The sequence below is a fragment of the Microcoleus sp. Pol1C5 genome, from assembly GCF_036701115.1.
In the GTDB taxonomy this organism is placed as follows: Bacteria; Cyanobacteriota; Cyanobacteriia; order Cyanobacteriales; family Microcoleaceae; genus Microcoleus.
In genome coordinates this window covers 1-26,723 of the sequence record NZ_JAUBQE010000059.1, presented here as the reverse complement: position 1 = coordinate 26,723, position 26,723 = coordinate 1, and the positions used below count along the sequence as shown (strand labels likewise).

Sequence of the window (26,723 nt, the reverse complement as noted above, 5' to 3'; positions counted from 1 at the left end):
GTTTGTATTTTTGTCGCCCGATAAAAAATATTTCAACTCATCATCGTTAGCACCCGCACAAGAAGTGCACTTAGGTACGGAATGTGCGATCGGCAAGTAAATATGCGTAGAGGCCTTGACGATCGCACCCCGATGGAGACAATTTCTCGGCATCTAGGACAATTTCTCGGTATCTGGGAGAATTTTGAGAATATGGTGATCTACCCCCTCTAGTTCAATAAGGTAAAAATGAGCATCAGACCAAATTTCAGATGGTTTTCTTCGGTGGCGAGTGTTTTGGGTTCGATTTCGATTAATCCTTTCAGCGACACGACATCTCCTGTAAAAGCTGCAGAAACGGTTGTTGTCCGCAAAGGTATTTTAGAATCTTCAATATCGGTTGCGGATTTGCGCGAACTCGCAGAAACAGGAAGAGTCCCGGCAAAACTGCAAGCTTATGCCAATCTCCTGTCCTCCGAACAGCGCAGTAAAATTTTTCGGGCGCTGAAAGCGAAAATTCCCCTAAATGTAGTCGGCCTGAGCAACTTGCTAAATACGGGCATCGGCACTGCTATCCTGACGGATTTGACTACAGTGATACCCAGGCGCGACGGTGGGGGTGTGGAAGTGCTGCGAGCGGCTCTGCTGCAGGGAGCAAACGCGCCGGAAGGCTTATCAGTATTGAGTTTTATTGAATCTTATCCGAGCTCGCGGGTCGTGGTGGATCTCGATCGAGCTTTCACTGTTTTGGGAAATATGAACGCAAGTTTTTGGCAAACTCAGCGCTTTATGGCGGCGATCGCACCTCAGTTAGCACCGGTTAAACCCGCGTTTAACCTGCCTTTCGATCCAACCCAGCCCGGCCCTAATTCCATGCAGGTACGGGCGCTAGATTTGAACGATAGTGCCCGCAATCGACATATTCCGGTTGATGTGTACTGGTCGGAAGCTGCGACAGCCGACAAACCGACGATCGTCTTTTCTCACGGGTTGGGTTCCGTCCGGACGGATTTGCGCTACTTAGCCGAGCATTTGGCGTCTCACGGCTATGTAGTAGCAGCTTTAGAACATCCGGGCAGCAACGAGACGAATACCAATGCTGCGATGGCGGGTAAGTGTCCCTTGCTAGCTCCTCAAGAGTTTTTAGACCGTCCCAAAGACATCAGTTTTGTACTCGACGAACTGACAAAATTGAACCAAACTGATGATAACTTGCAGGGGAAAATCGCGATCGACCGATGGGTAATAATTGGCTATTCCTTCGGCGGCGCTACAGCCTTGTCCTTGGCCGGCGCCGAACTGCAATTGAGCGGACTCAAACAAAGGTGTGAGGGAGATTTGATTGGGTTCAGCTTGGGCGAAGGCATTCAGTGCGCGGCTGCCGGATTGCCCGAAGAACGGTATCAATTGCGAGATGGGAGGATTAAAAGGGCGATCGCCATGAATCCTATCACATCATTACTATTTGGAGAAACGGGTTTGAGTTCAATTCAAATTCCCACATTAATAGTAGCATCTTCTGCGGACAAAACAACTCCCGCCTTAGCCGAACAAATTGCCGGCTTCCCAAAGATTCCATCTCCCAAATGGCTAGTCGGTTTTGTAGGAGGAACCCACTTAAGCGTCAAAGATCCGAGTACAACTTTAAACCAAGTTCGCAGACCTAGCACAGTAATTACCGGGGATGAAGTTGTCGGCGACCAAGCTGCTAGCATACGCAATTATATAAAAGCTGTAAGTTTAGCGACCGCCGCTCAACTAACTCCAGAAGCTGACAAATATGCAGTTTTTATAACGCCAGAATACGCGCAATTTGCCTCTACAAATGAAATTCCGGTGCGGCTGGTAACAGAAATTTCCCCTGAAATTAATGCAGTAGTGCAAACTTTTATTCAAGGAAATAAGTAGTCATTAATCATTAAGTAGGTAAGCGCCCAAAAACCCTAGTATCTTGTACAGTTCTCGACCTCAGAAATAATTATGTAGGGTGCGCCCTGCGCACCTTACGGCTATTAGTCATTAGCTAATAATTTGATGTCCGGTCTAACACCTATAATAAAACAGTTTGTAGTGGTCGTTCGAGAGGACATCATATTGTGAGCAGCAGTCTTTCCTTTTCTCTGCGCCGCCGCGTAGCCCCGAAGGGTGTATTTTTCTTCTTAAGCTGTCTCTGATATTTTTTGTCCGTGCAAGGGCAAAATATAACAAAGCGCTTTCACCAACTCTACTCCCAAACTGCCATGCCTAAAAAAAATCTTATCCCACTGTTGCTGCTGTTTGCAGCCCTGTTTACCCTTTACGGTGACACTTTAACTTTTCTGCCCAAACCTGTAAGAGATACTAGCGTGGCAAGTCGAAAGTTCTTCGTCGGGTTGTGGCCAGATTGGTTGAGGCCGAGAGATTTCAACGAGCAAAGGCAACAGGATATTGAGAAATTGCAAAAAAGTCCTAGTCCCAGGCGATAGTTTTGAACTACCAGCGAGAAACCCGGTTTCTCTAACAATAATTAGCCATTTTCTTGTAGCTTTGGTTAAGCGAAGCACACTCAAACATGACGATTTGAGATTGTAGATTTTAGATTTTTCCTCCAATCTCAAATCGATTAAACTTGAGATTTTAGATTTTCCTCAAAGCAGTAAGGTGTGCAATGCACACCTTACTGATAGAGGTTATGCCTCCAGGACTGTTTTAGATTGGTATTCCCATCTAAAACCTAAAATCTAAAATCTAAAATTGATTAGGCGTGCTTTTTCAACCAGCTAAACATAGCTCGCAAATCTTTACCAACTTCTTCAATAGGATGTTCTGCTTCCTGACGGCGCATGGAGGTAAAACCTGGTTTGCCGGCTTGGTTTTCCAGAACGAATTCGCGGGCAAATTGGCCGGATTGAATTTCGCTGAGAATTTTCCGCATTTCGGCGCGGGTTTGATCCGTAACGATGCGGGGGCCGCGAGTTAAATCGCCGTATTCTGCGGTATTGGAGATGCTGTCGCGCATTTTGGCGAGGCCTCCTTCTACTACTAAGTCAACGATAAGTTTAACTTCGTGCAAACATTCAAAATAAGCTAATTCCGGTTGGTATCCGGCGTCAACTAAAGTTTCAAATCCAGCTTTAATTAAGGCGCTCAAACCGCCGCACAAAACTACTTGTTCGCCAAAAAGATCGGTTTCTGTTTCTTCGCGGAAAGTGGTTTCCAGGATGCCGGCTCTGGTGCCGCCGATACCTTTAGCATAAGCCATTGCCCGATCGCGCGCTTGACCGGAAGCATCTTGATATACTGCAAACAAACTCGGAACGCCTTCCCCTTGTTCGTAAGTCCGCCGCACTAAGTGTCCGGGGCCTTTGGGGGCAACCATTACTACGTCTACATTGGCAGGGGGAACAACTTGGCCGAAGTGAATGTTAAAACCGTGAGCAAATGCTAAAACATTTCCTTCAGAAAGGTTCGGTTCGATTTGTTCTTTGTAAATAGTTTTTTGAACTTCATCGGGCAATAAAATCATGATGAAGTCAGCGGCGGCGGCTGCTTTGTCTACCGGGTGAACTGTTAAACCCGCGTCGGTTGCTTTGGCTGCCGATTTGCTACCGGGATACAAACCGACAACGACATTCATGCCGCTGTCTTTGAGGTTGAGGGCGTGGGCGTGTCCTTGGGAACCGTAGCCGATGATAGCAATCGTTTTGTTGGCTAAGAGGTCTAGGTTCGCGTCGGTGTCGTAATACATACGGGCCATAGTGCTTGTTTCCTGAGATGCAAATAGGGTGATTGACTGCAAAACTCTCATTTTATCAAAGTAGGGTACTTTTTTAACAGAAATTTTTCGATTAAGATTTGTGCGGGGGAAAATAAAGGGCGATCGCGCTGAATTTAGCAGGGTTTTTCGCCGAGTCTGCGATCGTCAAATATAATTGTCAATAGCGTGCTGTGCATTTGCAAAAACGCAACTAACTAACTTCTTTAAGATGAAAATAAAAGCAATACATCATGTGGCGATTATTTGCTCGGATTACGAAGCATCGAAGAAATTTTATGTAGAAGTATTGGGATGTTCCATTATCAAAGAAACTTTCCGAACCGAGAGGAATTCTTACAAACTAGATTTGCGAGTCGGAAACGGCGACACCATTGAGCTTTTTTCATTTTCCCATCCTCCTGAAAGAATTAACAATCCTGAAGCTTGCGGTTTGAGACATTTAGCTTTTGCAGTTGATGACATCGAAGAATCAGTTGCATACTTAAAATCTCAACGAGTAGAAGTAGAACAAATTCGCATTGACGAGCTTACAGAAAAACGGTTTACCTTTTTCCGAGATCCCGACAACTTACCGTTAGAAATTTATGAAATTTAGAGCAAAAGCCCAATCATAAAAAGCTTAACATAGAAGATAAACAATGGACTCTATCATCAGAAACACAATCACGGTCGGATTGCCTGCTTTAATGCTATTTATAGCCATAGTAGCTACAGGGAAAACAGGTGACGCAGCCGTTTGGTCGGGCTTGGTCAAAGTCGGCGGTTCCTTTGGTATGCTGATCGGCTTAGGTGTGTTGGTATTTGTAGGATTTGTTGCCAATTCGGTTAGTTATTTTGTGGTAGATAGCTTGCTGGTGAGATTTTATCAAAAGCGGCGAGTGTTGGAACAGCCAGAACAACTGGTAACAGAAATTGATAAATTGCCGATTACCAACGACCTCAAAATCAAGCTCAAATGGGCGGTGATGCACAGTACGATCAACAAAAGCCTTAGCTTGAAGCACGTAATTTTAAAATGGTTTATTATCGCAGCAACTGTAAATGCCGTATTGTCAATAGTCGGTTATTTGGGGGAATTCAACATTTTTTTTGAATTGAGTTCTCATTTTAAACTACAATATTTGCTGGTTGGTTTCTCTACTTTTATATTCTTCGCTATCGTGCGCTCAAAAAAAATCTGGTGGCTGGTAAGCGCATTTTGCATTATCATTAATTTGGCGGAAATTGTTCCTTGGTATTTTCCAGCGGCCGCCTTTGCCGGAGCAACTCCTGGACAAAACCTGCGGATTTTGCATTCAAATGTTTTAACGAATAACCGACGCTATTCAGACGTGATATCGCTGGTTAAAACAGAACAACCGGATATCGCGGTTTTTGTGGAAGTTAGCCGAGTTTGGGCGAAGGAGTTAGCCGTCTTAAGCGAGATTTTTCCTTACTCTTCCAACCTGCAAGAATCTGAGAGATTTGGCAGTGCAATATACAGCAAGCTGCCTTTAGAAAATACTTCTGTTAAAGCCTTTTCCAAGCAAAGAAAAAGCTTGTTTGCAGATGTGAATTTTCAAGGTAAAATCATTTCTCTGATTCTTGTTCATCCGACTATACCGATAAAACAGCAGAGTTTTATCGCTCGCAATAAACAGCTCGCAGCCATTGGCGAGTATGCAGGCCAAATCAAAAATCCGCTGATTGTGGTTGGGGATTTCAATACCACCATGTGGTCGCCATTCTACAAAAATATGGTAAAAACCGGAAATTTGCGAAATGCGCGATCGGGCTTTGGCATTTTACCGACTTGGCCGACTTTTATGCCGCTGGCTTATATTCCGATCGATCACTTTCTAGTCAGCAAAGAAATTGGTGTTTTAAAGATTCGTACTGGCCGCAATGTCGGTTCGGATCATTTGCCGTTAATTACAGATTTGGTCATTTGAAGGCAGGATTCGATATTTTCTAACAAATTATTGATTAACTGTATCTGGTATTGCTGAATATTTGTCTGTAGCGGTTCTTTGCTGTCTTGAAAACAGATAACTTTTCCGGCGATTTCCTTGTAGTGTTGCAGCATGGAAAAAGTATCGGTGCTGAAGCGAGCGAGATAGTTTTTAGCAGCCTCGCTGCAAATTTCCTTTACTTGATTTAGATAAGCTTCTGACGATTCAGGCGGCTTTTCATACCCTGTTCTTTTATTCAAAATATAGCTAGCACCGCCGACTACGGCGGCTCCCACAGGCCCGCCCAACAGCCAACCTAAGCCGGTGGCGATCGCCACTGGAGCCACTTCGCCCTCGATCGACTTTTGAGCTGGAGGTGGCGGCGGTTCGGGTAAGGTGACTTGCGGGGCTGGAGGAAACGAAATCAAAAGCGCGATCGGCTGTTCTTTCTCAAAGAATTCGCAAGCTTTATTTACCCATTCTGCGATCGTTTTCTGGTGATGTAAGACCTCTCGCTGAAATTTTAGCTTCCACGCATCAAAACTTCCTTCCTGGAGCGACAGCGCCATTTCCGATTGATACCGCTGCAACAGTGTGGGCTGGTAAAGCCAACTCTCGAAGTCAGAAACGTTGGCAAAAAACCCTTTTGATATCAGTTTTTCAGCTTTTTGTTTAATTTCAATTTTGTCTTTGTGCTTTTTTTGAGCGGCAGCTATTTCTGCCGTGACAGTTTCAGATTTTGCTCGGAGAGATTGGCAAATTTTAGTAGCTATAGCTTCAATTCTGGGCAACTTAACTGCTAGTTGTTCCTGTTGAGCTGCCACAATACTTTGCAAAGCCGATTCAAACGTGGCAATTCCTGTAGTTTGGGCGGCCGCCACATCTCCTTTCAGCCTCGCCCTCAAAGCCGGCAAAGCATCGACGCGGTAGATATTGCTGATATTGTTCGGCAAGTTCGAGCGAAAACTTTCGGCAACAAACAACAACCGATTGTAGACTTGTTTTTGTTCGTCTGGTTCGAGTAGATTGAGAAAATTGGCAACAAAGACTACAGTGTTGATGTGGCGATCGCTCAACCAATCTCTCAAGTTCTCTCGTTCCCCTAAAGTCATCAATTTGCGAGCATCTAAAACCTGCACAACCAAATCAGCAGTTAGCAATTTATCCCGAACCAAATTATCCTGTTGTTCCCGATCGTTGGTTCCGGGCAAATCCAGCAATTCCACACCTGTTTTCAGGAAAGGGTGGGGACAGTAAACATTAACAGCGGCCACATCATCCCGCATTTGTCTCGCGTCGTCAAGGATGGCATAGCGTTTCAAAACATCAGTCCCCGGTTCGCTAACTTCCGTGCCGTCTTTCAGGGTAATTTTTGCGCGCAATTCCTCGCCGTAGTTGACATAAATGGCAGCACCTGTAGTGGGTACTAAGTCGATCGGCAAAGCACGATTTCCCAGCAAAGCATTGAGCAAAGTTGACTTGCCGTAATTAAACGGGCCAAAGACAGCAATTTGAAAAGTTGGTTTGGCGAGATAGTCGCAGATTGAGGTTGTATCTCGATACAGTTGGGAGTTTTTATCCAGTTCGAGAATACCGAGTGCTGATTTGAGATAGTCGGTCAGGTTTTGATAAATTTCGGGTTGTTGCATATTGCTGTTTTATTTCATTTAGCGGATGCTAGGAAAGCTTGATATAGCGATTCAATACTCTGCGACTCGGCAGAAACATCAGCCTCCAATTTTTTCAACCGCTGCGATTCAGCTTGACAATTAATCTCGCGAGATTCCTTTTGTTCTAGCAAATTATCTAACTCAGCTTTCCGAGAATTAATATCCGCATTCATGCGATCGCCCACTTCCCGCCCGTAAACATCAAAACACTCTTTCACAGCATCGTGAATCGGCTGCCACTGCTCTTGAGCCACCTGCGGCAGATATTTCACCAGCTCTTTTTTCGCAGCTTTCACCAACTCTTTGCGAGCTCCGTCTGCTTGCAAAAACCCAACACCCATCCCCAATAAAGCCAAGTACAGCGGCCCCAAAACAATCCCCGTCAAACTAGCAAGAATCGTACTAACGCTTAACACAGTGATTAAATTAAGCAGGATATTTTTCCAATCAAAACCCGCTCCTGCCATTGCTACGCCCGCCAGATTTCCGGTCGTTAAGGAGAACAATCCCATCGCCCATTTTGCCCAAGCTGGCGAGTTATCTTCGTTTGAGTTGCTGACTGCTGCTGGTATTTTTTGCCCGGTCAGTTTTTCTGTGATTTTTTCAGTCACTTTCGTGTAAGATGCTCCGTAATTTGCCGCACTTTGCGATAGCTGTGAAAATGCAGAATTCATCTCTTGTTCTGCTGTGAGAGTCCAAGCTGCTAATTTGTCGTTTATGTACTGTTCTAATGCTCGTTTTAGCGATGCTTCAAAGGCTTCTCGCTTGCCTTGGCTGAAGAAATCCAGAAATTTTAGATCCGGTTGATACCGCAAAAAGTCAGTTTCAAAGGTATTTTCTAAGTTTAGAACATAGGCGCGGAAAGAATCTGCGATCGCCCGCGATTTACTATCTCTAACTCGGCTAATTTCTTGTTGAAACTCATCGCGAATCTGAGTCAGCTTTTTAAACTCCGGCTCAACTGAATTAATCTTTTCCTTCAACTCATTGACATCGCGATCGAGTAATGGTAATCTGCGCCCAACAGCTTCGCGGACGCGAGCAGAAATTTGACGCGCCAAAGTCCTCGCCGGACGCAACTCCGAAATCGCCCTTTCCTGGGTTAAAAATGTATTCAGTGCGGCCATAAACTCGGGAAAACCAGTTCCTGCCAAATCCGCATCCGGGTTTTTCATCCGCAACCTGAGTGCCTTAATTGAGGTAATTGCAAACACTCGCTCGTCGTAAATATCGTGTCCTTCTGTTAAACAATATTCAGCTAAATTAGCTTGAAAAACCCGCCGCAGTTTCCCTTCGGCTTCTGCCAATTCTTCAGGATCATCCGGGTCAATCAAACTTTCTCGCACTTGATCCCAAGCATTAATCAGAAAGAAAATGCTCAATCCGCGATTTTTGATGTAATTTTCTAGATACCGTCTTTCACCCATTGTACAAGGCTGAGTTGCCCTGAGTACAAACAAAATAGCGTGGCAGTTGTTGATATAACCGAGAGATAATTCGTTGCGGGCTTCTGTATCGTTCAGTCCGGGACTGTCTACTATTTCTATGCCTTTTTCCAGCAAAGGTAAGGGATATTCTACTACGGCACAATCGATATCTGGAAATGCTGGTTTCTTTTCTTCTTCTAAACGTTTGGCCTCAGCGGGGTCAATTGTGTAGTTCTGTTTAAAACTTTTAAAATCTAGCTGTTTTGGGCTTTTGCCGTCATTGAAATAAACGGTGACTTTTTTTTCTGAACCGTAGCGCAAAATCGTCAGCAAAGCTGTACAGGGATTTACATCGCTCGGCAGTAGGTTTTCGCCGATTAACGCATTGAGAAAAGTGCTTTTGCCGCGTTTCATGTCGCCTAGCACTAGCAGCCGAAAGACTCCTTGGCGCAAGTTTTTACTGGCGACATTGATGTCAGCGTTGTCTGTTTCTAAACCGAGTTTTCCCGATGCTTCTCCTGCTACTAATTCTGATTGGTTGATGGCTGTCGCGATGTTGCTGAGGCGAGCGGCAATTTCTCGGCGAACGGCGGCTACTCGCTCTAAATCGTTGAGAAAGTTGCTAGTTTCTACTTTAATGTTCATGGGTATTTCCTGATAGTTTCCCTCTTTAAATTCTCAACTTTTGTCTTCTTCAATAAACATTTTGTAAGCTATGAAAGCAATGCCTCCCACTATCAGGGCGGCTGCCAGCCAAGATGCTATCCGAACTGCAACGATAACAGCAATGACAATGCCTGTAAATTGAGCGGCTGCTATAATTTTTCTGCGCCACAGTTTGAGTTTGCTCTTAGCTTGGCTGTCTGGTTCTTGGTACTTGCTCGTTAGATGTTCGGGCACTGAGCGGTCGATTTCGGCTTCTAGTTCGCGGAGCCGAAGTTCTTGTTCGCGCTTCCGCAGTTCTTGTTCTTTGCGCCGGAGTTCTCGGGATTTGTTGTCAGGAGAATTCATAAATTTTAGCCTGTTTTTCGCTGGAAAAATGTGTTATTTTTTGTCAATGTTGCGGAGCGATAAGTTCTCTACGACTGTAACTCACATTTTCCCAGGTGTCTAGAAATGTTAAGAAATTTTAAAAAGGGCGATTCCCTACGGGATAGCTACGGTTCACAACTAATTAAGCCGATCGCCCTACGCCCTAGACTAGCCGCTGCAAATCATCAATAGCCTTCGGGCCCGATAGTCGTGCGATCGCACTCCGCTTCCGACAAATCAACCAAGCGCGATCGAAATAAGTTGCAGCCCGCTAATTGAGCTTTGCTTAACTTTGCTTTCTCCAAATTAGCTCTGCTCAAATCCGCATATCTCAAATCGGCATTTGTCAAATCTGCATTGTACAAATCCGCACCTTGCAAATTGGCTTTCTGCAAATTAGCACCTTGCAAATTGGCGTGACGCAAATTGGCTCTTGATAAGTTGGCTCTTGATAAAGTTGCTTCCGACAAGTTAGCTTGATAAAGTTGAATGTCGCCCAATTCAGCATCTTGCAAATCAGTTTTATAAAGATTGGCTTGAGTCAAATTTCCGTAGGGCAAATAAGCTCGCCTCAGAACGCTACCAGAAAGATTTATTTCTGTTAAATCTGCTTGAAACAAGTTATGTTCACTTAAGTCAACGGCGTTAAAGTTTCGCTGGCCCTCAGCATACTGAGCAAGCAATTCCTCAGCGCTTAGCTTTTGCATTTTCATTCCTCATGACGACAGCTACTGCAGCCAATCCATAACATTAATTAATGGTTATTATTCTGCGTATTTATACTTATGTCTCTTATTATGTTAAGCTTGTGTAACAACAGTCGCATTTTTTCTAAGATTTTTTTTATATTTGTAAATTTCTGCCTTGCTCAACCAGTAAGCGGTTAGTAATGTCAAGATCGATCGAGAAACCAAAGCCAATCCTCTACTGAAATATGCCAGAACATCCTCTCTCCATTGCTCAGCACTACCACGAACGGACAAAATACGACCCTGAAACCATTGCTGCTAAAAGTAAACAGCTAGATTGGACAGAGCAACCTGTGCCTTTCAAAGAATATAAAATTGGAGCGTATTTTGACCTCAAGCCTTATCTAAAAGACCCCTCGGAGGATGCCGATGCCGAGTCCGATGCCGCTTGGTGGCATCGGTTATCCAGCTTGTTGCTGTGCAGCTACGGGTTGACGGCGAAAGTGCAGACGGTAGACGACAGCTACCTGTATTTGCGATCTGCACCGTCGGCGGGTGGACTCTACCCAGCAGAGGTTTATTTAATCTCCCGCGGCACTGCCCAGTTGCCGGCCGGACTCTACAACTATCAGTGCAGAACTCATTCACTTGTTCATTTTTGGGACAGTCAAGTTTGGCCATCATTGCAAGCCGCTTGTTTCCAGTCGCCAGCGCTAGAAAATACCCAATTGGCGATCGCCATTACCACTGTTTTTTTCCGTTCTTCTTGGCGTTACGAAGACCGAGCTTATAGGCGAATTTTTCTAGACACCGGTCATTTATTGAGTAATATCGAGTTAGCTTGCGCCGTCAACGATTACCGACCTCACCTGATTGGAGGATTCGCCGACGAAGCTGTCAATGAATTACTGTACATCGACTCGGAGCAAGAAGGAGCTATTTGTGTAGTTGCTTTAGCCGACTTGCTAGATATTGACCAAAACTTGCCTAAATTTAAAACTGCTTTGCCCGGAAACACCACCACAGATTACCCTAAAATTTCCGACGGTCAACTGTTAAAATACCTCCACAAAGCCACGCATTTAGACTCAGACCCTACCGGAGCAGACGGCTGGAAACTTGATGAAAGTGAAGGGGTACTAGAGGATAAATACAACTTTCCCTTTTGTACTAAAGTTTCGACGGTCACTCCTTCGATTCCTTGGGGAGTGAACCTGGAAAGTTTAGAAAACACTATGCTAAAAAGGCGTTCTACCCGTGCTTATACAGGTGCTTCTTTGAGCTTGGGCGAACTGCTAGCTATGCTCGATTTTACTTACCAGCCCCAGCACTATATCGACCAAGGGTTAGACGGTTCTCCAGACTATTTCGATCTAAGTTTGATCGAGACTTTTATTGCTGTTTCGGGAGTGAATGGGTTAGAAGAAGGCTGTTACTATTACGCTCCGAAAGCTCAAGAATTGCGGCAAATTCGGTTTAAAAATTTCCGCCGGGAATTGCATTTTTTGTGTTTGGGGCAAGATTTAGGCAGAGATGCGGGGGCGCTGTTATTTCACACGGCGGATTTGAACAGGGCTGTAGGAAAATATGGCGATCGAGTTTACCGCTATTTGCACATGGACGCGGGTCATTTGGGCCAGCGGTTGAATTTAGCAGCTATGCAACTCCGTTTGGGTGTCAGCGGTATCGCGGGCTTTTTTGACGATCGCGTCAATGACGTTCTCGGTATTCCGGCAGGTGAAGCTGTGCTTTATATTACAAGTCTGGGAAGACCTCGATCGTGACAATAAGTTAGTTGTTATTTGTCAGTAGTATTGCTTCACTAAGCCTAGGCGCATCTAAATTTTACAGTCAAGTTTGATGAAATTAACATCTTACACCATTCTCAAGAACAGGCAAGATGCCTGTTCCACAAAGAGTAAAATTCTTGTGGGGTTGGCGTCCCGCCCGCCCTAAAAATACAACTAAAATGCGAGACATCTTACCTATTTAATTTACTCTTTTTCTATGACTATTTACCAATGCAAAACCTGCTAAATATTCTGTCGAGCACTGATTCTGTCACTTCTTCGCCCGTAACTTCCCCCAATGCTTGAATTGCCCCGCGCAAATCTATTGTCCAGAAATCTAAAGGCAATTTGTTGCTAATAGTATCCGTGCATTGTTCTAGAGAAATTTTAGCTTTGGTTAAGGCTGCTGCTTGCCGCTGGTTAATTGCTAAGTCTGAGTTGGCTGCTTGCAAATTTCCCCCGCTGACTGCATCTAAAATTGCTGTTTCTAAGTCTTCTATGCCTCTATCGAGGGCGGCGGCTGCGGTAACTATGCGGTGAGTTTCCGAGGAAAAAGGTAGTTCAGTGATGGTTTTTACTAGGTCGATTTTGTTGATAATTATAATTAGCTGGCGGTACTTTACTTGTTCGTAAATTTCCGAATCTTCCTCTGTCCAGCCAGATTCCGCGTCAATTGTCAACAACACTAAATCGGCTTGTTTTGCTGCTGCGCGCGATCGCTCAACACCAATTTTTTCTACCTTGTCTTCTGTTTCTCGAATTCCCGCAGTATCGAGCACCTGCACCGGAATGCCGCCCACAACTAGCTGCGACTCTACCACATCCCGCGTCGTACCTGGCAAATCCGTGACGATCGCCCGATCGCTCTTACTCCACGCATTCAACAAACTCGATTTTCCCACATTCGGTCGCCCGACAATCGCTACTTTCAAACCTGTTCTCAACAATTCTCCACGATCTGCGGTTGCCAAAATTGTTGACAATTCCTCCAAAACATGACTTATTTCCAAAGAAGTTTTAGCTTCGTCTAAAGGCGGCAAATCTTCCTCAAAATCAATTCTCGCCTCAATTTCTGCCAGCACGTCCAAACAAGTTGTTCTCAATTTGCGAATGGGCTGCGCTAATTTTCCTTGCAAACCAGCCAAAGCACTTTGTGCAGCAGCGGGCGATTTTGCTCCCACCAAATCTGCAATACTTTCAGCTTGAGTTAAATCCAGCCTCCCGTTCAAAAAAGCCCGCAGCGAAAACTCTCCCGGCTGCGCCAATCTCGCCCCATTTTCCAAACACAACTGCAAGACTTGCTGCACGGCCATAATACCGCCGTGACAGTGAAATTCCACCACATCTTCGCGAGTAAAAGAACGCGGTGCTTTCATGATTAGCAGCAAAGCTTCATCGACTAATTCTTGAGTTTTGGGGCGGCGGATGTGACCGTAAAGAATGCGGTGAGACTCCCAAATTTGCCGTCCTGGGGCGCAAAACAGAGTTTCGGCAATTTTTAAGGCTGCGGAACCGGAAACTCGCACAATGCCGACGCTGCCTTGTTGGGGAACTATGGCAGTGGCGATCGCAGCGATCGTTCCTCCTTTTGTTAATGATTCAGACATTTTTATTGTTCACACATTTAAAATTTCTCTCAATTTCCTGTTTTTGAGTATCAGGCAATTGCTTCTCGGTATTCGAGGATATAAATCTCTGGTTCGTCATTCAAAAAAATTAAATTTCCGCCCTTTTGGGTAAGCTGCACGAGTTTCTGAGTCAAAAGGCAAGGGAGATTTTTTAATCTTTTTCCTGCGATCGCTAATTGCTCGCCGGCTTCGAGAGACAGGATAACTTGAATTAGGGATTCAACCAGTTGTACGTTCATTTGAGTCACCTCCGCCCCGGTTGTTAAATTATACAGTTTTCATTGAGAGGATAAACAATTTCAGCATTTTTTTTCTAAGATATTAGAAGAGCGTGGCTACAGCGCTGGACTTGGCTCGCCATTCCCATCACCCGTTTGCTCAGTCAGTCTATTTGAGATTTGAGATTGACTCCACAGATGAATCGGGGATATTCAACTCTGGTCTAAAATTTGGGGAGGCTAACGACTCCTGTGGGAAAGCAACTATCCGTTTTTGGGTGGGAGTCACGGCTCGATCGAACTTAAATTACTCAGCCAAATATTTTGGCTATTCTGATTTCATGCGATAATGGAACATTGACAGGGTAGAGGGCAAATCATGATTGGTCAACTTCTAGACAGACGTTACCGCATCATTAAAGTCACAGACTCAAGTGAGGTGGGAAAAACTTATCTAGCAGCAGATACTCACCGTCCCGGGTATCCGCAATGCACGGTTAGAGAAATGCGGCTACCCGGCACAAGTTCGCAAACTCCAGAATTAGTCAAAGTTATATTTCAAAGAAACGCAGAAATAATTGAAAAATTGGGTAAACACGACAAAATTCCCGAATTATTGGCGTATTTTGAGGAAAATCAAAGTTTATACTTAATTGAAGAATTTATTGCCGGATTACCCTTAAGTCAAGAACTAATACCCGGTCAACCTTGGGATGAAGACCAAGTAATTAGTCTGCTATCAGAAATATTAGAAATTTTGGTGTTCATACACGAGAAAGGTTTCATTCACCGCAGAATTCAACCAGACAGAGCGATCCGGCGCGAGTCAGACGGCAAATTTGTATTGGTAGACTTTAGCTTAGACAAAGAAATTAACCCGGAACTTGCTAACTGTCATTTGTTGTCGCAAACTTCCCCGAACTCTGTGAAACGGCATGAGGCAAAAAAACAGGATTTGGGGGCCCAGGAGTTATACGTGCCGATCGAGCAATTGAACGGCAACCCCCGGTACAATAGCGACATTTACGCTCTAGGTACGATCGCCCAGCTTGCCGTGACGGGACTCTCACCCAACGAACTGAGTGCCTTAAAAAACAACAAAAACGAAATTCCCTGGCAAAACCGAGCAACTTGTTCACCGGCCCTAGCAGATATTATCGATCGAATGGTGCGCCCTGACTGCGAGGAACGCTATCAGGAGGCAGCGGAAGTTTTAGCAGACCTCCAACAAATCGCCGTAAAATTGGAGGTTGAGCCGCCGCCAGCCACTATCATCACGCACGCTATGAGTCAACCGCGAAGACAAAGCCAAACCAAACTGCTGCTTTTGGTTGCAACAGCGGCAGCTTTAATCCTCACGGCACTGATAATTTACTTTTGGCAGAGTCAAAGTCCCGCGAGAGCAAAAGAATTGTTAGCCCGTGGCGTTACCAAGGCGCAGCAAGGTGACACAACAGGCGCGATCGCCGATTATACTCAAGCGATCGCCCTGAATGCCAGCGACGCGGAAACTTACTACAAGCGGGCAAACGCTCGCTACGACATGGGCGCAACCGAGCAAGCAATACAGGATTACACGCAAGCAATTAAAGTCAATCCTAACCACACCAAAGCTCTCTACAATCGAGGTATGGCCCGCCTCGACATCGGGGACAAGCGGGGGGCAGTGGAAGATTTCACCCAAGTAGTGCGACTGAATCCCAGCGACGGTGAGGCATACTCTCAGCGGGGTTTAGCCTACTACGATTTGGGCGACTACCGCGCGGCAATTGAAGACTACACTCAAGCAATTCGGCTCAGTCCCAACGATGCTACAGCTTACAGCAATCGGGGTTTAGCTCGATCGGCAGCAGGCGACAAAACAGGAGCAATGGCAGATTTTACTCAAGCCCTTCAAATTAGCCCCAAACAAGCTGGCGTATACTACAGTCGCGGTCGAGCGAGGTTTAATCTGGCAGATTATCAAGGAGCGATGGAAGATTATACTAAGGCGATCGAATTGCAACCAGATCTCGCTGATGCTTATACCAATCGGTGCAGCGCTTACTTGAATTTGGCCACCTACGACAAAGCGATTGCAGATTGCACCGAAGGAATTCGCCTCGCTCCAAAAGATGAAGCAGCTTACAACAACCGCTGCATTGCTTATCTGAATTTAAAACAATTTCAAAAGGCCAGCGAAGATTGCAGTTTGACGATCGGACTCAACGGCAACAATGCCAAAGCATACAGCAATCGAGGATTAGCTCGATCGGCTTCGGGAGACAAGCAGGGAGCTTTAGAAGATTTTACTCAAGCAATTCGACTCAATCCCAGCGATGCTGTAGCTTACAGCAATCGCGGTACTATTTACTCAGAACTAAAAAATTACCCTTTAGCGGTTGAGGATTTCGCTCACTCGCTACGGCTCAACCCCAACAATGCTAGCGCTTTTTACAGCCGAGGCCTCGTCCGCCGCCAACTCAAAGACCGTACCGGGGCGATCGAGGATTTTCAGAAAGCTGCAACCCTCTTTCTAGAACAAGGAAGAGCCGATGGTTTCCAAAACGCACAATCACAAATCAACGACCCTAAATAAAATATTAGTCACCATTCAGATGTTAAAAAAAGAAGAAAAAAGGGAGAAGGAAGAAGGAAGAAGGAAGAAACAAGAAGACCCAATTACCAATTCCCAATTACCAAGTTCTCATTACCAACTCCCCGTTACCAATTCCAAATTACCACCTCCCCGTTACCAATTCTCACTTATAGATATGAACATGGTTGGTCAACTTTTAGACAGGCGTTATCGCGTAGTGCAAATTCTCAGTTCAGGAGCTTTTGGACAAACTTATTTAGCTGTCGATACTCGCCGGCCGGGCCACCCTCAATGTGTAGTCAAACAACTGCGCCCTCCCAGCAACACTTCCACTGTTCTCAAAACCGCTTACCGCTTATTTAAACAAGAAGCAGAAATATTAGAAAAGCTGGGAAAACACGATCAAATTCCATTTTTACTAGCTTATTTTGAAGAAGCCAATCAGTTCTACCTCGTCGAAGAGTTTGTGCCCGGACACGCCCTAAATAGGGAAATTGTAGCCGGTCAACCTTGGCGAGAAGAACGCGTGCTGGATCTGTTAGAAGAAGTGTTACAAGTTCTCGCCTTCGTACACTCTCAGGGAGTGATTCACCGCGATGTTAATCCCTCCAACTTAATCCGCCGCAAACCAGACGGCAAATTAGTTTTAATTGACTTCGGTTCGGTTAAAGAAGTTGCGAGTCACGTCAGTGACTACGATACAGAATTTCCGCGCACCATTGCTACGGGAACTCCGGCTTATATGCCGATCGAACAATTTCAAGGCAACCCGCAATTTAGCAGTGACCTCTATGCAGTCGGGATGATGGCAGTCCAAGCTATCACTGGTTTACCCGGTACGGATTTGCCAAAATTGCAAGATCCGAGTCCTTCTCATACGGGAGAAATTGTTTGGCGAAACCGATCTCAATGTTCAGTGGGATTAGCCAATATAATTGACAAAATGGTCTGTCACCAATTTGCCAAGCGCTATCAATCTGCCGAGGAAGTTTTGGTAGCTCTTAGCAAGTTGAGACACCGCCAAGAGCCGGTGAATACGGCTCACAAGAAAAGTATTGCTCCCAGCTTAGTGTCTTCCGATCGTTTTTATTCAGGTTTGGGAAGTCGATTTGGGTTGCTGATTTTGGGGGGCATAGGGGCGGTAATAGTTCTGATATTTCTATTTAGTTATTGGAGCCGACCGAATCCGATTAAAGCTAAGGAATATTACGAACAGGGAGTAGAAAAGTCTCGCAATAAAGATGCGGAGGCAGCTTTGCAGGCTTTTAATAAGTCAATTCAATTGAATCCTAAAAATGCTGAAAGTTTTTACCAGCGCGGTAATGCTAATTATGATTTAAAAAAATATCAAGAAGCAATTGCGGATTATTCTCAAGCTATTACTCTGAATCCTAAATATGTTCAGGCTTATTTTAACCGCGGGCTAGCCCGTCACGATTTTAACGACAAGCGCGGGGCGATTGAGGATTACAATCAGGCTTTGAATCTCCAGCCCAAGGATGCTGATACATATTATGAAAGAGGAGTTACTTATTTAGAGCTGCAAGACTACAAGATGGCTATTCAGGATTTTACCGAAGTAATTCGGTTGCAGCCGAACCTTGTTAAAGCTTATCATTCGCGGGGGTTGGCTCGTGCTGGGAGCGGCGATTTGCAGGGCGGGATTGGAGATTATACTGAGGCAATTAAACTTGATGCTAAGAATGTTGATGCTTTTTACAGTCGGGGGAGAGCTCGCTTTCACCTAGGAGATTATCAGGGATCTTTGGCGGATTATTCTCAGGTAATTGCGATCGATCCCAAGAGTGCAGATGCTTATGCTAATCGTTGCAGTACGCAGTTGAATTTGGGAGCGCATCAAGCGGCAATTGACGATTGCACTCAGGCAATTTCGCTGAGCGATGAGGATGGGGTTCCTTACAACAATCGCTGCATTGCTTATTTAAATTTGAAGGAGTATCCGAAAGCAATTGCCGATTGCACTCAAGCGCTGAAAGTGAATCCGAATGATTATAATGCTTATAACAATCGTGCTTTAGCTCGCAGCGCAGGGGGTGACGCCCAGGGAGCGATCGCAGATTTTACAGCAGCAATCGGGTTCAATCCCAACAATGCTGAAGCTTACGCCAATCGGGCTAAGATTTATCAGGAGTTAAAGAATTACAATAGTGCGATCGCCGATTACGTGCAAGCTATTCGGATCAGTCCGAATTATGCTGCTGCTTACTACGGTAGAGGCATAGTTCGCCGCTCCTTGGGAGACAAAGCAGGAGCAATTAGCGATTTAGAAAAAGCCGGCAAAATGTTTTTAGATCAAGGACTTACTGGCGGTTACAAAGATGCACAATTTGAGATTGAAAAGCTCAAGTAGTCATTAGTCATTAGTCATTATTTCTGGGTATTATATTTTTTATGTGGCAGAATTTTATAATCTCAGATTGCTCAGGGGCTGGGTCACGCTAATCTTTCATACCAACAGAAAATGCACGTAAACCAGCCCCTGAGCGCTATTAATGCCAGCTATTATCAATCAATTTTCTGGGTCTTGAAGTCGTTTAACCAACTCATAAAACGGTTCCCAATTATCCTCAATAGCTATGGCTTCCCAAACAGCCTCAATCGTCGGTCTCAACAGGGATTGTTTGGGATTGTGCCGGAGCAGCCAGTCAGCCATTTTATCCATATCATCCGCAGACAAACTTTGCAAAACGTGATAATAAAACTGTCGCCAAGGTGCTATCAAGTCCGCGGGTTCCGCCTCAGCAAAAATTAAACTAGCATCATCTCGCCAAGTGCGATCGAACTGTCTTCGCAGTTCAAAAAAGAAATCGTGATAGCCTACTTGAGACTCCGCCAGCATTTTAATTGTCACCTTCAACAACTCATCTCCCTCCGCCTCTGGCAAATCCTCAAATCCCAATCTATTGAGCATCAACTGCCGATAAGCTGCATTATAATAATCGCCAAACTTTGCCAAACCCGCATCCATATCAGCTTGAGGAATCGCCGCTGCTAGCGGTTCCTGGAGCTTCTCTAAATTGTCCCTACAAATCAACGGTTGATTCCCGTAACAATAAAGACCGTAATGGTCAAAATAAGCTGCTGTAAATTCAGGCTTGTAAGTTGGGATAAAAGCGAAAGGCCCGTAATCGAAACTTTCTCCAGTAATCGACATATTATCAGTATTCAGCACAGCGTGGCAAAATCCTGCTGCCATCCACTGAGCGACTAATTCGGCTACTCGCTTGACTAAATCTGCATAAAATAGCGCATATTTTTCGGCAGGCGAGATACCAACATTACTTGCTTCTAAATGCAGTTCTGGATAGTAATATTCAATAACAAAATCTAAAAGTTTTTTAGTTAAATCCGGGCGGCGGATATAGTGCAATCTTTCAAAAGTTCCAAACCGAATGTGAGAATGACTGAAACGCACCATTACGGACGATCGCGTCGGAGATGGTTCATCGCCCCGCCACAAAGCCTCGCCCGTTTCAACTAAACTAAAACAGCGAGATGTCCGAACTCCCAACCGGTGCAAAGCTTCGGCGGCTAAAACTTCGCGAACTCCCCCTTTGAGAGTGAGTCTACCGTCACCGCCGCGCGAGTAGGGAGTGCGGCCGGAACCTTTAGTGCCGAAGTCGTAAAGTCGGCCGTCAGTCCCGCGAACTTGGCCGTATAAGAAGCCTCTACCGTCACCTAAATTGGGGTTATATGCGTTGAATTGATAGCCGTGATAGCGAAGTGCGAGAAAGGGACGGACGCAGTGAAATTCGCCGAACGCTTCGATAAAATGTTGGTCGGTTACTTGTGCGGGGTCTAAACCCAATTTTGGCAATAATTCATCGTTGCGGAACCGGAGAATGTGCTGCGGAAAATCGGCCGCAGGGACTTCATCAAAATAGTCGCCACCGAGAGATTCGATGGCGGGTTCGTAGTTGAGGGAAAGTAAGGGATTTGACATTTTTCTATTTTATCTTGAAATTGGCGATCGCTCCAAATTATATACAACTAAGGTGCGAACTGCATTGGTCTCAACAATTGCCTCAGACCCTTTTTATCTCTCGTTTATAGCCGAGTTCGATGCCCTCCCATCTGCGGGCTTTTTCATGCTCAAATTTTAGCCAAGCTGAAGTTTTAGCATGAGAAATTAATGTCTTCCTCGAAGGGAAAAACTTTTTACGGTCAATTTTATTGATAGTTGAATTAACCGTTTTCCTTGCTAAAAAGGGAGTTTAAGGCTTAAATTTTAGTTGGATTCACTAGCTAATATACATTTTGCCCTATTTAAAATTCGTCAACACCCCGTAAATGGCCCAAATTGCCATCGCCCGCAAATAGTGACTCGCCCGGAAAGTTCCCCCCGCCGTAATCGCTTCCGGCGTCCGAAACTGCAACCCATTCTCATAAATCTGCTTCACCACCGCATCCGTCAATTTAAACGCTTTATCCTCCATCCCCATCTGTACCAAAAAAGCCGCCAACCCAAAATTAATCCCCGTCCAAACTTCCAAAGGATGAGTCGCATTCGGATTTTCCGGCGAACCATTCAGCATCACGCCATTTGCCGCACCGAACTCGCCATCGTTGAACTTCAAAAAGCAAGAATCGTACACAGTTTCTAAAGCGCTGACTGCACATTCTGGCGGCACAATATCCGGCAATCCTAACAGTTTCGCGTAAAATTGACCGCACAGTTGGTCAGCCATCACCACTTCGGAATTACTCTCGCTGTCCAAACGGTAATATTGACCGTTCCACAGTTTTTCTTGATAGCTCGGTCTTGCTTGTAGCAGCCAACTGTGATATAGTGCTATCTTTGATTTGGGATTAGGAATTATCTGCGGTGCTGCCTCTTCCAAGATTTCGCCGATCGCGATCGCAGCCTCCAGCGCCGCCAACCACAAACCCCCGCAATACGCACTTATCCCCCGCATTTGCCAGTCATCAAACGTCTGATCCGGTGCTCCCGAATTCTCAGGAATTCCGTCCCCATCCTCATCAAAAGTTTTTAGATAAGCCAAAGCCTCAACAATTGCCGGCCAACACTCTTGCAGAAACTCACAATCTGTGCCGCCAGTCAACAGGAAATCCCGATAAACCTGCAACACAAAATCGCAAGGTAAATCCTTCCACAAATTGCAATCTTGATAGCTAGTATAATTCGTTTTCTCCCAAGGATGTTCGTTAGGAGCACCCAAATCGTGCGGCGTCGCGCCGACAGCTTTTCTAATAGCCGAAGCTTGATTCCAGCCAATAATTCTCGGCGTATCGTCTCCGGCTGAAATTGCTCTAGCGAACGCTAAAACCACCGACTTTTCCAAATCCGGCCACAGCATCAACAAAGCAAAAGAACCGTAAAGCCGCACGTCCAAACTTTCGTACCAGCGGTAATCAATGCATTCCAAAACCGCAAATTGACCCTTCGGATCGCGTTCGTCAGCCGCACTCCACAGAGTACCGCCGTCTGTCAGGGCGTATAACTCGTTAAACAGCGCCATTTTAAAAATGTCTGACAAATCTTTCCGTTCTAAAATCGGTTTTTGCCAAGCTTCGATATTTTCGCGCCAAGTATCCGAATGCTTCATTGCAGTGCGAATAATCGGCCAAGCATTTTTGCCATTGCGGCCGAAGAAATCTGTATAGCGGCGGTAGTACCAAACTCCCGATGCAAACTCAGTAACGGGCAAATCCCAAGCTATAATAAAGGGGATTTTGCGCGTTTTTCCCGGTCGAAGAGTAAAGCGAACTGCCATCGCACAAGCCAACTGTTCTCCTGCTGCTGCGGCTGTCTCGTCTTTGTCATCCAACAAGAAACCTTCAGCAGAAAAGTTGCGCCAAATATCCTCGCCATTCCCCGCCGGGTTCCAGCGAGTTTGATAGAATACTTCTACCGCCGGATTAGTAATAGTTGCGATCGCCCATTGTCCATCCCCCTCTTGCGGTTCGTCCTCAGCAGTCAACCGCGTCATGACGCAACCGATGCGGTGAAAATCTTCCACCAACAAATTCAAATTTCCGGCACTTTCTCCCCACCGGGATTGATAGTCATAAAATGGACTACCATCATCTCGCACCATCACTTTCGGGGACTTATTGGCATTAGTAAACCAACCGACAATATTCTCCCAAGTCAGCATGATGCTGAGAGTGATCGGCGCATCTGTAGGATTGTGCGCCACCCATTCAAACATGGCAACAGGGTAACTGCTTTCCTGATAATTGTTCGGCAAAATTGGGGAAAATTGCTCGCAGCTTAATTGAGCCTGAAACACATTTTCGTAAACAAACCAACTGCGCGGATACAAAGCATGATAAGTACCCGAAGAATTAGACTCTTCCCCGGTTCTTTCTCCTTCTTCCCTTCTTCCTTCTTCTTTCTTCCTTCTTCCTTCCGATGGATACCATTTCCAACTAGATAAACTGCCATCGGTAGGCGGTTCAGTGGAGAGTGCAAAAGCTTGTTTTTTACCTTGAGTTTCTTCAAAAACGCTGAACTGACAAGCGGGCAAACTGCGAAAAATGTGTTCGCCGCCGTCAATGTGCCAGAGGTTAAAGTCGCCACGGGGCGATCGCCCGATGCAGCCGGCACCGAATCCGCCCAAAGGCATTCCGTGCCAGGGCCCGTCGTCGAGATTGCTTGCGTAGCGGACTGTATAGGGATTCTCCCAACCGAGGCCAATGGGACGTTTCCAGGTGTGCGGGGGGATGTTTGGATTGGATGTGCGATCGTTATTCATGTGATTAATCTTAGCGCTCGATCGAGAATTGACAATTTTTTTATTTAATTTTAAACTTTTATCACTCGAACAAATCCCGATTTTTCCGAAGGTTGTTGACTGTTGATTGTTTGCCTAAAGCAATTGGTTCCAGGTTCGCCGGCTTCATCAATTCTCCAATCTAAAATCTAAAATCTAAAATCGCTTGGGCGATCGCCTAACGGGGCAGAATATCATCCAGGCGAAGTTGCAAGCTTTTTAACAGAGGAGAAATAATCGGTTGACCGAGGCGAAATTGTTGCTGGATGTAATCTTGGTCAATCAGTTGGCAAACGGTGATAGTAGGTTGTTTTGGTTTACCGATAAAAGCCACGCCTCCCAATCCGCGATAATCGACTATCCAATATTCTGGAATTCCTAAAAGAGCATATTCTTCAACTTTTCGGGCGTAATCTGTTTCCCAATTAGTGCTGACTACTTCTACCACCAATTTAACAGATCGCCCCAGCGTAATCACAGGTTCTCTTTCCCACAGAGGTTCGCTGACAATAGCAGTTTCATCTAATACGACAATATCAGGACGGCGGGCAGTAGCTGCATCTGAAAATGGACGGATCAAACAAGTGCGGGGAATGAACCAGGGTAGTTTTTCGGCTGCGATGCCGATGCCAATTTGAGTTGCTAGTTTACCGCTGACGGTTTCGTGCGGGCCTGTTGGTTCCATGTCAATTAATTCTCCGTCAGCGAGCTCGTAGCGGAAGTTGTCACAATATCGATCGAGGAATGTTTCAAAAGTTAGGATTTTTGGCGCGGTGTAAGCCATTGGAAACTAATAGTTTTTTGCTGAAAATCTTATTCTATCAACTAACCAAATCCCAACTCAGAACCTTTCCCGGCGTGTACCAAAGCCAACTTTTCGTAACGCTTAGCGTGTTCCACCAACTCCGCAGCTTCTTCCTCAGAGACATCCCGCAGGCGTTTGGCAGGCACTCCCGCAACTAGCGTGTGAGGGGGAACGTCTTTGGTGACAACAGCCCCTGCACCGACGATAGAGCCTGTTCCCACCCTGACTCCATCGAGGACGATCGCCCCAATCCCGATCAGGCAGCCCCGTTCAATGTAAGCTGAGTGAATCACAGCTCGGTGTCCCACTGTCACGAAATCTTCCAAAACCGTCGGTTTCCCCGGATCGCCGTGCAGAATTGCTCCATCTTGGATATTGGTACTTGAGCCGATCGCAATTCGCTCTACATCCGCCCGCACCACCGCCCCGTACCAGATACTAGCGCCCGCAGCCACCTCTACTCTGCCGATCACAACAGCGCCTTCAGCGACAAAAGCCGCTTGGGATAGATCTGGCCTTGGCCAATAGGAAGGAAGTGCAGACTGAGATTCGTTGAGATTGCTCATTAGTTGGTCGATCGTTATACTTCTAGCAGATTAGCTGGTTGTTGATACGGGATATAATAAAAGTATTTGGGACTTTTGCAGAGAAAATATGCTGGGACGCAAATAAATGATTGAAGTTGCCTTGCAATACCCGATGTTTGGCCCGGAAATTCAGTGTCCCCACTGTCGCCAAACAATTCCGGCTCTAACGCTAACGGATACCTATTTGTGTCCGCGTCACGGGGCATTTGAGGCAGATCCAAAAACGGGGGAACTGGTTCACCTTCAGTCTGGGCGGCACTGGCGCCGCTGGGAGAATGAATGGTATCGCCAGCACACCCACCCGGACGGGATTCGGTTTGAAATTCACGAGGCGCTCGATCGACTCTATACTCAAGGCTACCGAGCAACTCGCGTGATCGTTGCCCAACGCTATCGGGACTTAATCAGCGCTTATTTGGAACGCAGCACGCCTTGGCGCGGCCAGTCGGAATCGCCCCGGCCGAGGCTGTACGGTTTGCCTGTGGATTTTAGCCCCGATCCCCAAGAAGACCCTTGTTGGGAAGTGATTAATTTTGATTTGGAAAAAGAGCCGGGAGTTCCGATTAGATATCCCTATTTTCGGTTGTTTGAATAAGTGAAGGAAGAAGGAAGAAGGAAGAGGGAAGAGGGAAGAAGGAAGAGGGAAGAGGGAAGAAGGCTCTATTGCTTTCGCGTTAAAGATGCGACCATTTTTAATTCCGACTTCCGAGTTTACCCTCTCAAATATAAAATCTCAAACCGCAATTCCTACTTCCCAGTCTAAAATCTCAAATATAAAATCTAAAATCGAATGCACCACGCCTCGATTCGCACTGCTAACATTCACCGGGCGATCGCCTTTTACGAACAGTTGGGATTTACTGTGAGCGATCGCTTTACCACTGGTTACACTCTAGCCTGTTGGATGGAAGGTCTCAACGGACGCATCGAACTAATTCAAATCCCGGAACCAAAACCTGCACCGGATGCTTTCGCAGACGAGCATTATGTTGGATATTATCATTTATCTTTCGATTTAACTGAGGCGACAACTGACTTGCCTAGCTGGTTGCAGTCTCTGAAAGAACGGTTTGAGGAAGCTGCTAAAGACCAACCAAACCAGTTTCAAGCTTTGAAAGTTTTATTAGAACCGACTCAACAGGCGATCGGGCAAAATGTTTACGAAGTAGCCTTTATTGCCGATACTGATGGTTTGCCTTTAGAGTTTATCCGGCGGCTTAATTAGTTAATGACTAACGACTATGGATAATCATTCTCTCTCAACCGGAAAGGGAGAATAGTTTTTACTCTTAATCCCTCATAACGTTCCCTACCAACTTAACAATATTTTTATAAAAGCTACTAGATTTTTAACTCAAAATATAGTAGCTTTTATTTTTGACTCTATAATATGAATATCTATTCATACGATCAGGTGTAAGCCCAAACCCAGGAAAAACCATGCAAAAAGCCAAATCGAGCGATTCCGGCTGCTGTAGTTGCAGTCACGACGACGACAATCGCACCCATGAGAATCCTAACCACGACGGCCATGACCACGGCCATGGCCACGACCACAACGTCGGAGATTTCAACCTGAATCAAGAATTGATTCCTGTGATATTTGTTGTTGTACTATTTGTCGGCGGTTTAATTTTTGAAGAAAAACTCCACAACACGCCCTATTCTATAGGTGAATATCTGGTTTTCATCCCAGCCTATCTTTTAAGCGGATTGAATGTTTTAACCAATGCGAGTCGCAACATTCTGCGAGGTCGATTTTTTGATGAAAATTTCTTAATGACTATAGCAACACTCGGCGCTGTCGCTATTCACAAACTCCCGGAAGCAGTCGGGGTGATGTTGTTTTTCAAAATCGGAGAACTTTTTCAAGA

The 26,723-nt window shown here is 45.5% G+C and carries 21 protein-coding genes and 1 pseudogene; 11 read left to right on the top strand and 11 right to left on the bottom strand.

Annotated elements, in window-relative coordinates:
- The first annotated feature begins 228 nt into the window (after nucleotides 1–228).
- Both QUA23_RS26090 and QUA23_RS26085 read left to right on the top strand, forming a co-directional pair.
- On the top strand, nucleotides 229–1,887 hold the full coding sequence (locus tag QUA23_RS26090) for an alpha/beta hydrolase (protein WP_333078522.1): 1,659 nt from the start codon (nucleotides 229–231) through the stop codon (nucleotides 1,885–1,887).
- A 332-nt stretch (nucleotides 1,888–2,219) separates the two neighbouring features.
- The gene (locus QUA23_RS26085; protein WP_333078523.1) at nucleotides 2,220–2,444 is read left to right on the top strand and encodes a hypothetical protein; all 225 of its coding nucleotides are present in this window, start codon (nucleotides 2,220–2,222) and stop codon (nucleotides 2,442–2,444) included.
- A gap of 272 nt (nucleotides 2,445–2,716) precedes the next feature.
- Here QUA23_RS26085 and ilvC read toward each other — a convergent pair whose 3' ends face one another.
- Nucleotides 2,717–3,715: a ketol-acid reductoisomerase gene (gene ilvC, locus QUA23_RS26080; protein ID WP_246276732.1), complete on the bottom strand. Its 999-nt coding sequence runs from the start codon at nucleotides 3,713–3,715 to the stop codon at nucleotides 2,717–2,719.
- Between the two features lie 229 nt (nucleotides 3,716–3,944).
- Between ilvC and gloA2 the strand changes: the two genes are divergently transcribed.
- Nucleotides 3,945–4,331, top strand: coding sequence for an SMU1112c/YaeR family gloxylase I-like metalloprotein (gene gloA2, locus QUA23_RS26075; protein ID WP_333078524.1), 387 nt, complete (start codon nucleotides 3,945–3,947; stop codon nucleotides 4,329–4,331).
- Between the two features lie 43 nt (nucleotides 4,332–4,374).
- On the top strand, nucleotides 4,375–5,667 hold the full coding sequence (locus QUA23_RS26070) for an endonuclease/exonuclease/phosphatase family protein (RefSeq protein WP_333078525.1): 1,293 nt from the start codon (nucleotides 4,375–4,377) through the stop codon (nucleotides 5,665–5,667).
- Here the strand turns inward: QUA23_RS26070 and QUA23_RS26065 are convergent.
- The 4 genes from QUA23_RS26065 to QUA23_RS26050 form a co-directional block, all read right to left on the bottom strand.
- On the bottom strand, nucleotides 5,634–7,316 hold the full coding sequence (locus QUA23_RS26065; protein ID WP_333078526.1) for a dynamin family protein: 1,683 nt from the start codon (nucleotides 7,314–7,316) through the stop codon (nucleotides 5,634–5,636). The two genes, QUA23_RS26070 and QUA23_RS26065, sit on opposite strands and share 34 nt — an antisense overlap.
- Before the next feature lie 14 nt (nucleotides 7,317–7,330).
- Nucleotides 7,331–9,409, bottom strand: a complete 2,079-nt coding sequence (locus tag QUA23_RS26060) for a dynamin family protein (protein WP_333078527.1) — start codon at nucleotides 9,407–9,409, stop codon at nucleotides 7,331–7,333.
- Nucleotides 9,410–9,442: 33 nt separating this feature from the next.
- The gene (locus QUA23_RS26055) at nucleotides 9,443–9,775 is read right to left on the bottom strand and encodes a hypothetical protein (RefSeq protein WP_333078528.1); all 333 of its coding nucleotides are present in this window, start codon (nucleotides 9,773–9,775) and stop codon (nucleotides 9,443–9,445) included.
- A gap of 206 nt (nucleotides 9,776–9,981) precedes the next feature.
- Nucleotides 9,982–10,503 carry a pentapeptide repeat-containing protein gene (locus tag QUA23_RS26050; protein WP_333040082.1) on the bottom strand — a complete coding sequence of 174 codons (522 nt, stop codon included), beginning with the start codon at nucleotides 10,501–10,503 and terminating at the stop codon, nucleotides 9,982–9,984.
- A 227-nt stretch (nucleotides 10,504–10,730) separates the two neighbouring features.
- Between QUA23_RS26050 and QUA23_RS26045 the strand changes: the two genes are divergently transcribed.
- Nucleotides 10,731–12,269, top strand: a complete 1,539-nt coding sequence (locus QUA23_RS26045; RefSeq protein ID WP_333078529.1) for a SagB/ThcOx family dehydrogenase — start codon at nucleotides 10,731–10,733, stop codon at nucleotides 12,267–12,269.
- Between the two features lie 227 nt (nucleotides 12,270–12,496).
- Here QUA23_RS26045 and mnmE read toward each other — a convergent pair whose 3' ends face one another.
- Both mnmE and QUA23_RS26035 read right to left on the bottom strand, forming a co-directional pair.
- Nucleotides 12,497–13,882, bottom strand: coding sequence for a tRNA uridine-5-carboxymethylaminomethyl(34) synthesis GTPase MnmE (gene mnmE / locus QUA23_RS26040; protein ID WP_333078530.1), 1,386 nt, complete (start codon nucleotides 13,880–13,882; stop codon nucleotides 12,497–12,499).
- Between the two features lie 50 nt (nucleotides 13,883–13,932).
- On the bottom strand, nucleotides 13,933–14,142 hold the full coding sequence (locus QUA23_RS26035; protein WP_333078531.1) for a hypothetical protein: 210 nt from the start codon (nucleotides 14,140–14,142) through the stop codon (nucleotides 13,933–13,935).
- A gap of 92 nt (nucleotides 14,143–14,234) precedes the next feature.
- Here QUA23_RS26035 and QUA23_RS26030 point away from each other — a divergent pair, with 92 nt between their 5' ends.
- Genes QUA23_RS26030 through QUA23_RS26020 form a run of 3 tightly spaced genes read left to right on the top strand, consistent with a single transcriptional unit; the run spans nucleotide 14,235 to nucleotide 19,070 of the window.
- The gene (locus QUA23_RS26030) at nucleotides 14,235–14,471 is read left to right on the top strand and encodes a hypothetical protein (protein ID WP_333078532.1); all 237 of its coding nucleotides are present in this window, start codon (nucleotides 14,235–14,237) and stop codon (nucleotides 14,469–14,471) included.
- Nucleotides 14,472–14,500: 29 nt separating this feature from the next.
- Complete coding sequence (locus QUA23_RS26025; protein WP_333078533.1) at nucleotides 14,501–16,699, top strand: tetratricopeptide repeat protein; 2,199 nt, start codon at nucleotides 14,501–14,503, stop codon at nucleotides 16,697–16,699.
- Nucleotides 16,656–19,070, top strand: coding sequence for a tetratricopeptide repeat protein (locus QUA23_RS26020; protein ID WP_333078534.1), 2,415 nt, complete (start codon nucleotides 16,656–16,658; stop codon nucleotides 19,068–19,070). Before QUA23_RS26025 ends, QUA23_RS26020 begins: the two co-directional genes overlap by 44 nt.
- A gap of 159 nt (nucleotides 19,071–19,229) precedes the next feature.
- Here QUA23_RS26020 and QUA23_RS26015 read toward each other — a convergent pair whose 3' ends face one another.
- The 4 genes from QUA23_RS26015 to QUA23_RS26000 form a co-directional block, all read right to left on the bottom strand.
- On the bottom strand, nucleotides 19,230–20,663 hold the full coding sequence (locus QUA23_RS26015) for a protein adenylyltransferase SelO family protein (RefSeq protein WP_333078535.1): 1,434 nt from the start codon (nucleotides 20,661–20,663) through the stop codon (nucleotides 19,230–19,232).
- A gap of 319 nt (nucleotides 20,664–20,982) precedes the next feature.
- Complete coding sequence (locus tag QUA23_RS26010) at nucleotides 20,983–23,439, bottom strand: GH116 family glycosyl hydrolase (protein WP_333078536.1); 2,457 nt, start codon at nucleotides 23,437–23,439, stop codon at nucleotides 20,983–20,985.
- Nucleotides 23,440–23,635: 196 nt separating this feature from the next.
- Complete coding sequence (locus tag QUA23_RS26005; RefSeq protein WP_333078537.1) at nucleotides 23,636–24,241, bottom strand: Uma2 family endonuclease; 606 nt, start codon at nucleotides 24,239–24,241, stop codon at nucleotides 23,636–23,638.
- 41 nt (nucleotides 24,242–24,282) lie between these two features.
- Nucleotides 24,283–24,828 (bottom strand): gamma carbonic anhydrase family protein, encoded by a 546-nt coding sequence (locus tag QUA23_RS26000; protein ID WP_333078538.1) that lies wholly within the window; start codon nucleotides 24,826–24,828, stop codon nucleotides 24,283–24,285.
- A gap of 106 nt (nucleotides 24,829–24,934) precedes the next feature.
- Between QUA23_RS26000 and QUA23_RS25995 the strand changes: the two genes are divergently transcribed.
- The 3 genes and pseudogenes from QUA23_RS25995 to QUA23_RS25985 form a co-directional block, all read left to right on the top strand.
- Nucleotides 24,935–25,444: a TIGR02652 family protein gene (locus QUA23_RS25995; RefSeq protein WP_006631343.1), complete on the top strand. Its 510-nt coding sequence runs from the start codon at nucleotides 24,935–24,937 to the stop codon at nucleotides 25,442–25,444.
- 195 nt (nucleotides 25,445–25,639) lie between these two features.
- Nucleotides 25,640–26,074 (top strand): VOC family protein, encoded by a 435-nt coding sequence (locus tag QUA23_RS25990; RefSeq protein WP_333078539.1) that lies wholly within the window; start codon nucleotides 25,640–25,642, stop codon nucleotides 26,072–26,074.
- Between the two features lie 215 nt (nucleotides 26,075–26,289).
- Nucleotides 26,290–26,723: pseudogene (locus tag QUA23_RS25985) on the top strand (heavy metal translocating P-type ATPase); the annotation flags it as partial.

Coding starts and splice junctions, on each gene's coding strand:
- QUA23_RS26025 (WP_333078533.1), top strand. CDS start 14,501: ATGATTGGTCAACTTCTAGACAGACGTTACCGCATCATTAAAGTCACA.
- QUA23_RS26010 (WP_333078536.1), bottom strand. CDS start 23,439: ATGAATAACGATCGCACATCCAATCCAAACATCCCCCCGCACACCTGG.
- gloA2 (WP_333078524.1), top strand. CDS start 3,945: ATGAAAATAAAAGCAATACATCATGTGGCGATTATTTGCTCGGATTAC.
- QUA23_RS26005 (WP_333078537.1), bottom strand. CDS start 24,241: ATGGCTTACACCGCGCCAAAAATCCTAACTTTTGAAACATTCCTCGAT.
- QUA23_RS26090 (WP_333078522.1), top strand. CDS start 229: ATGAGCATCAGACCAAATTTCAGATGGTTTTCTTCGGTGGCGAGTGTT.
- QUA23_RS26015 (WP_333078535.1), bottom strand. CDS start 20,663: ATGTCAAATCCCTTACTTTCCCTCAACTACGAACCCGCCATCGAATCT.
- QUA23_RS26000 (WP_333078538.1), bottom strand. CDS start 24,828: ATGAGCAATCTCAACGAATCTCAGTCTGCACTTCCTTCCTATTGGCCA.
- QUA23_RS26085 (WP_333078523.1), top strand. CDS start 2,220: ATGCCTAAAAAAAATCTTATCCCACTGTTGCTGCTGTTTGCAGCCCTG.
- QUA23_RS26070 (WP_333078525.1), top strand. CDS start 4,375: ATGGACTCTATCATCAGAAACACAATCACGGTCGGATTGCCTGCTTTA.
- ilvC (WP_246276732.1), bottom strand. CDS start 3,715: ATGGCCCGTATGTATTACGACACCGACGCGAACCTAGACCTCTTAGCC.
- QUA23_RS26050 (WP_333040082.1), bottom strand. CDS start 10,503: ATGCAAAAGCTAAGCGCTGAGGAATTGCTTGCTCAGTATGCTGAGGGC.
- QUA23_RS25990 (WP_333078539.1), top strand. CDS start 25,640: ATGCACCACGCCTCGATTCGCACTGCTAACATTCACCGGGCGATCGCC.
- QUA23_RS26055 (WP_333078528.1), bottom strand. CDS start 9,775: ATGAATTCTCCTGACAACAAATCCCGAGAACTCCGGCGCAAAGAACAA.
- QUA23_RS26060 (WP_333078527.1), bottom strand. CDS start 9,409: ATGAACATTAAAGTAGAAACTAGCAACTTTCTCAACGATTTAGAGCGA.
- QUA23_RS26045 (WP_333078529.1), top strand. CDS start 10,731: ATGCCAGAACATCCTCTCTCCATTGCTCAGCACTACCACGAACGGACA.
- QUA23_RS26065 (WP_333078526.1), bottom strand. CDS start 7,316: ATGCAACAACCCGAAATTTATCAAAACCTGACCGACTATCTCAAATCA.
- QUA23_RS26020 (WP_333078534.1), top strand. CDS start 16,656: ATGGTTTCCAAAACGCACAATCACAAATCAACGACCCTAAATAAAATA.
- QUA23_RS25995 (WP_006631343.1), top strand. CDS start 24,935: ATGATTGAAGTTGCCTTGCAATACCCGATGTTTGGCCCGGAAATTCAG.
- QUA23_RS26035 (WP_333078531.1), bottom strand. CDS start 14,142: ATGAACGTACAACTGGTTGAATCCCTAATTCAAGTTATCCTGTCTCTC.
- mnmE (WP_333078530.1), bottom strand. CDS start 13,882: ATGTCTGAATCATTAACAAAAGGAGGAACGATCGCTGCGATCGCCACT.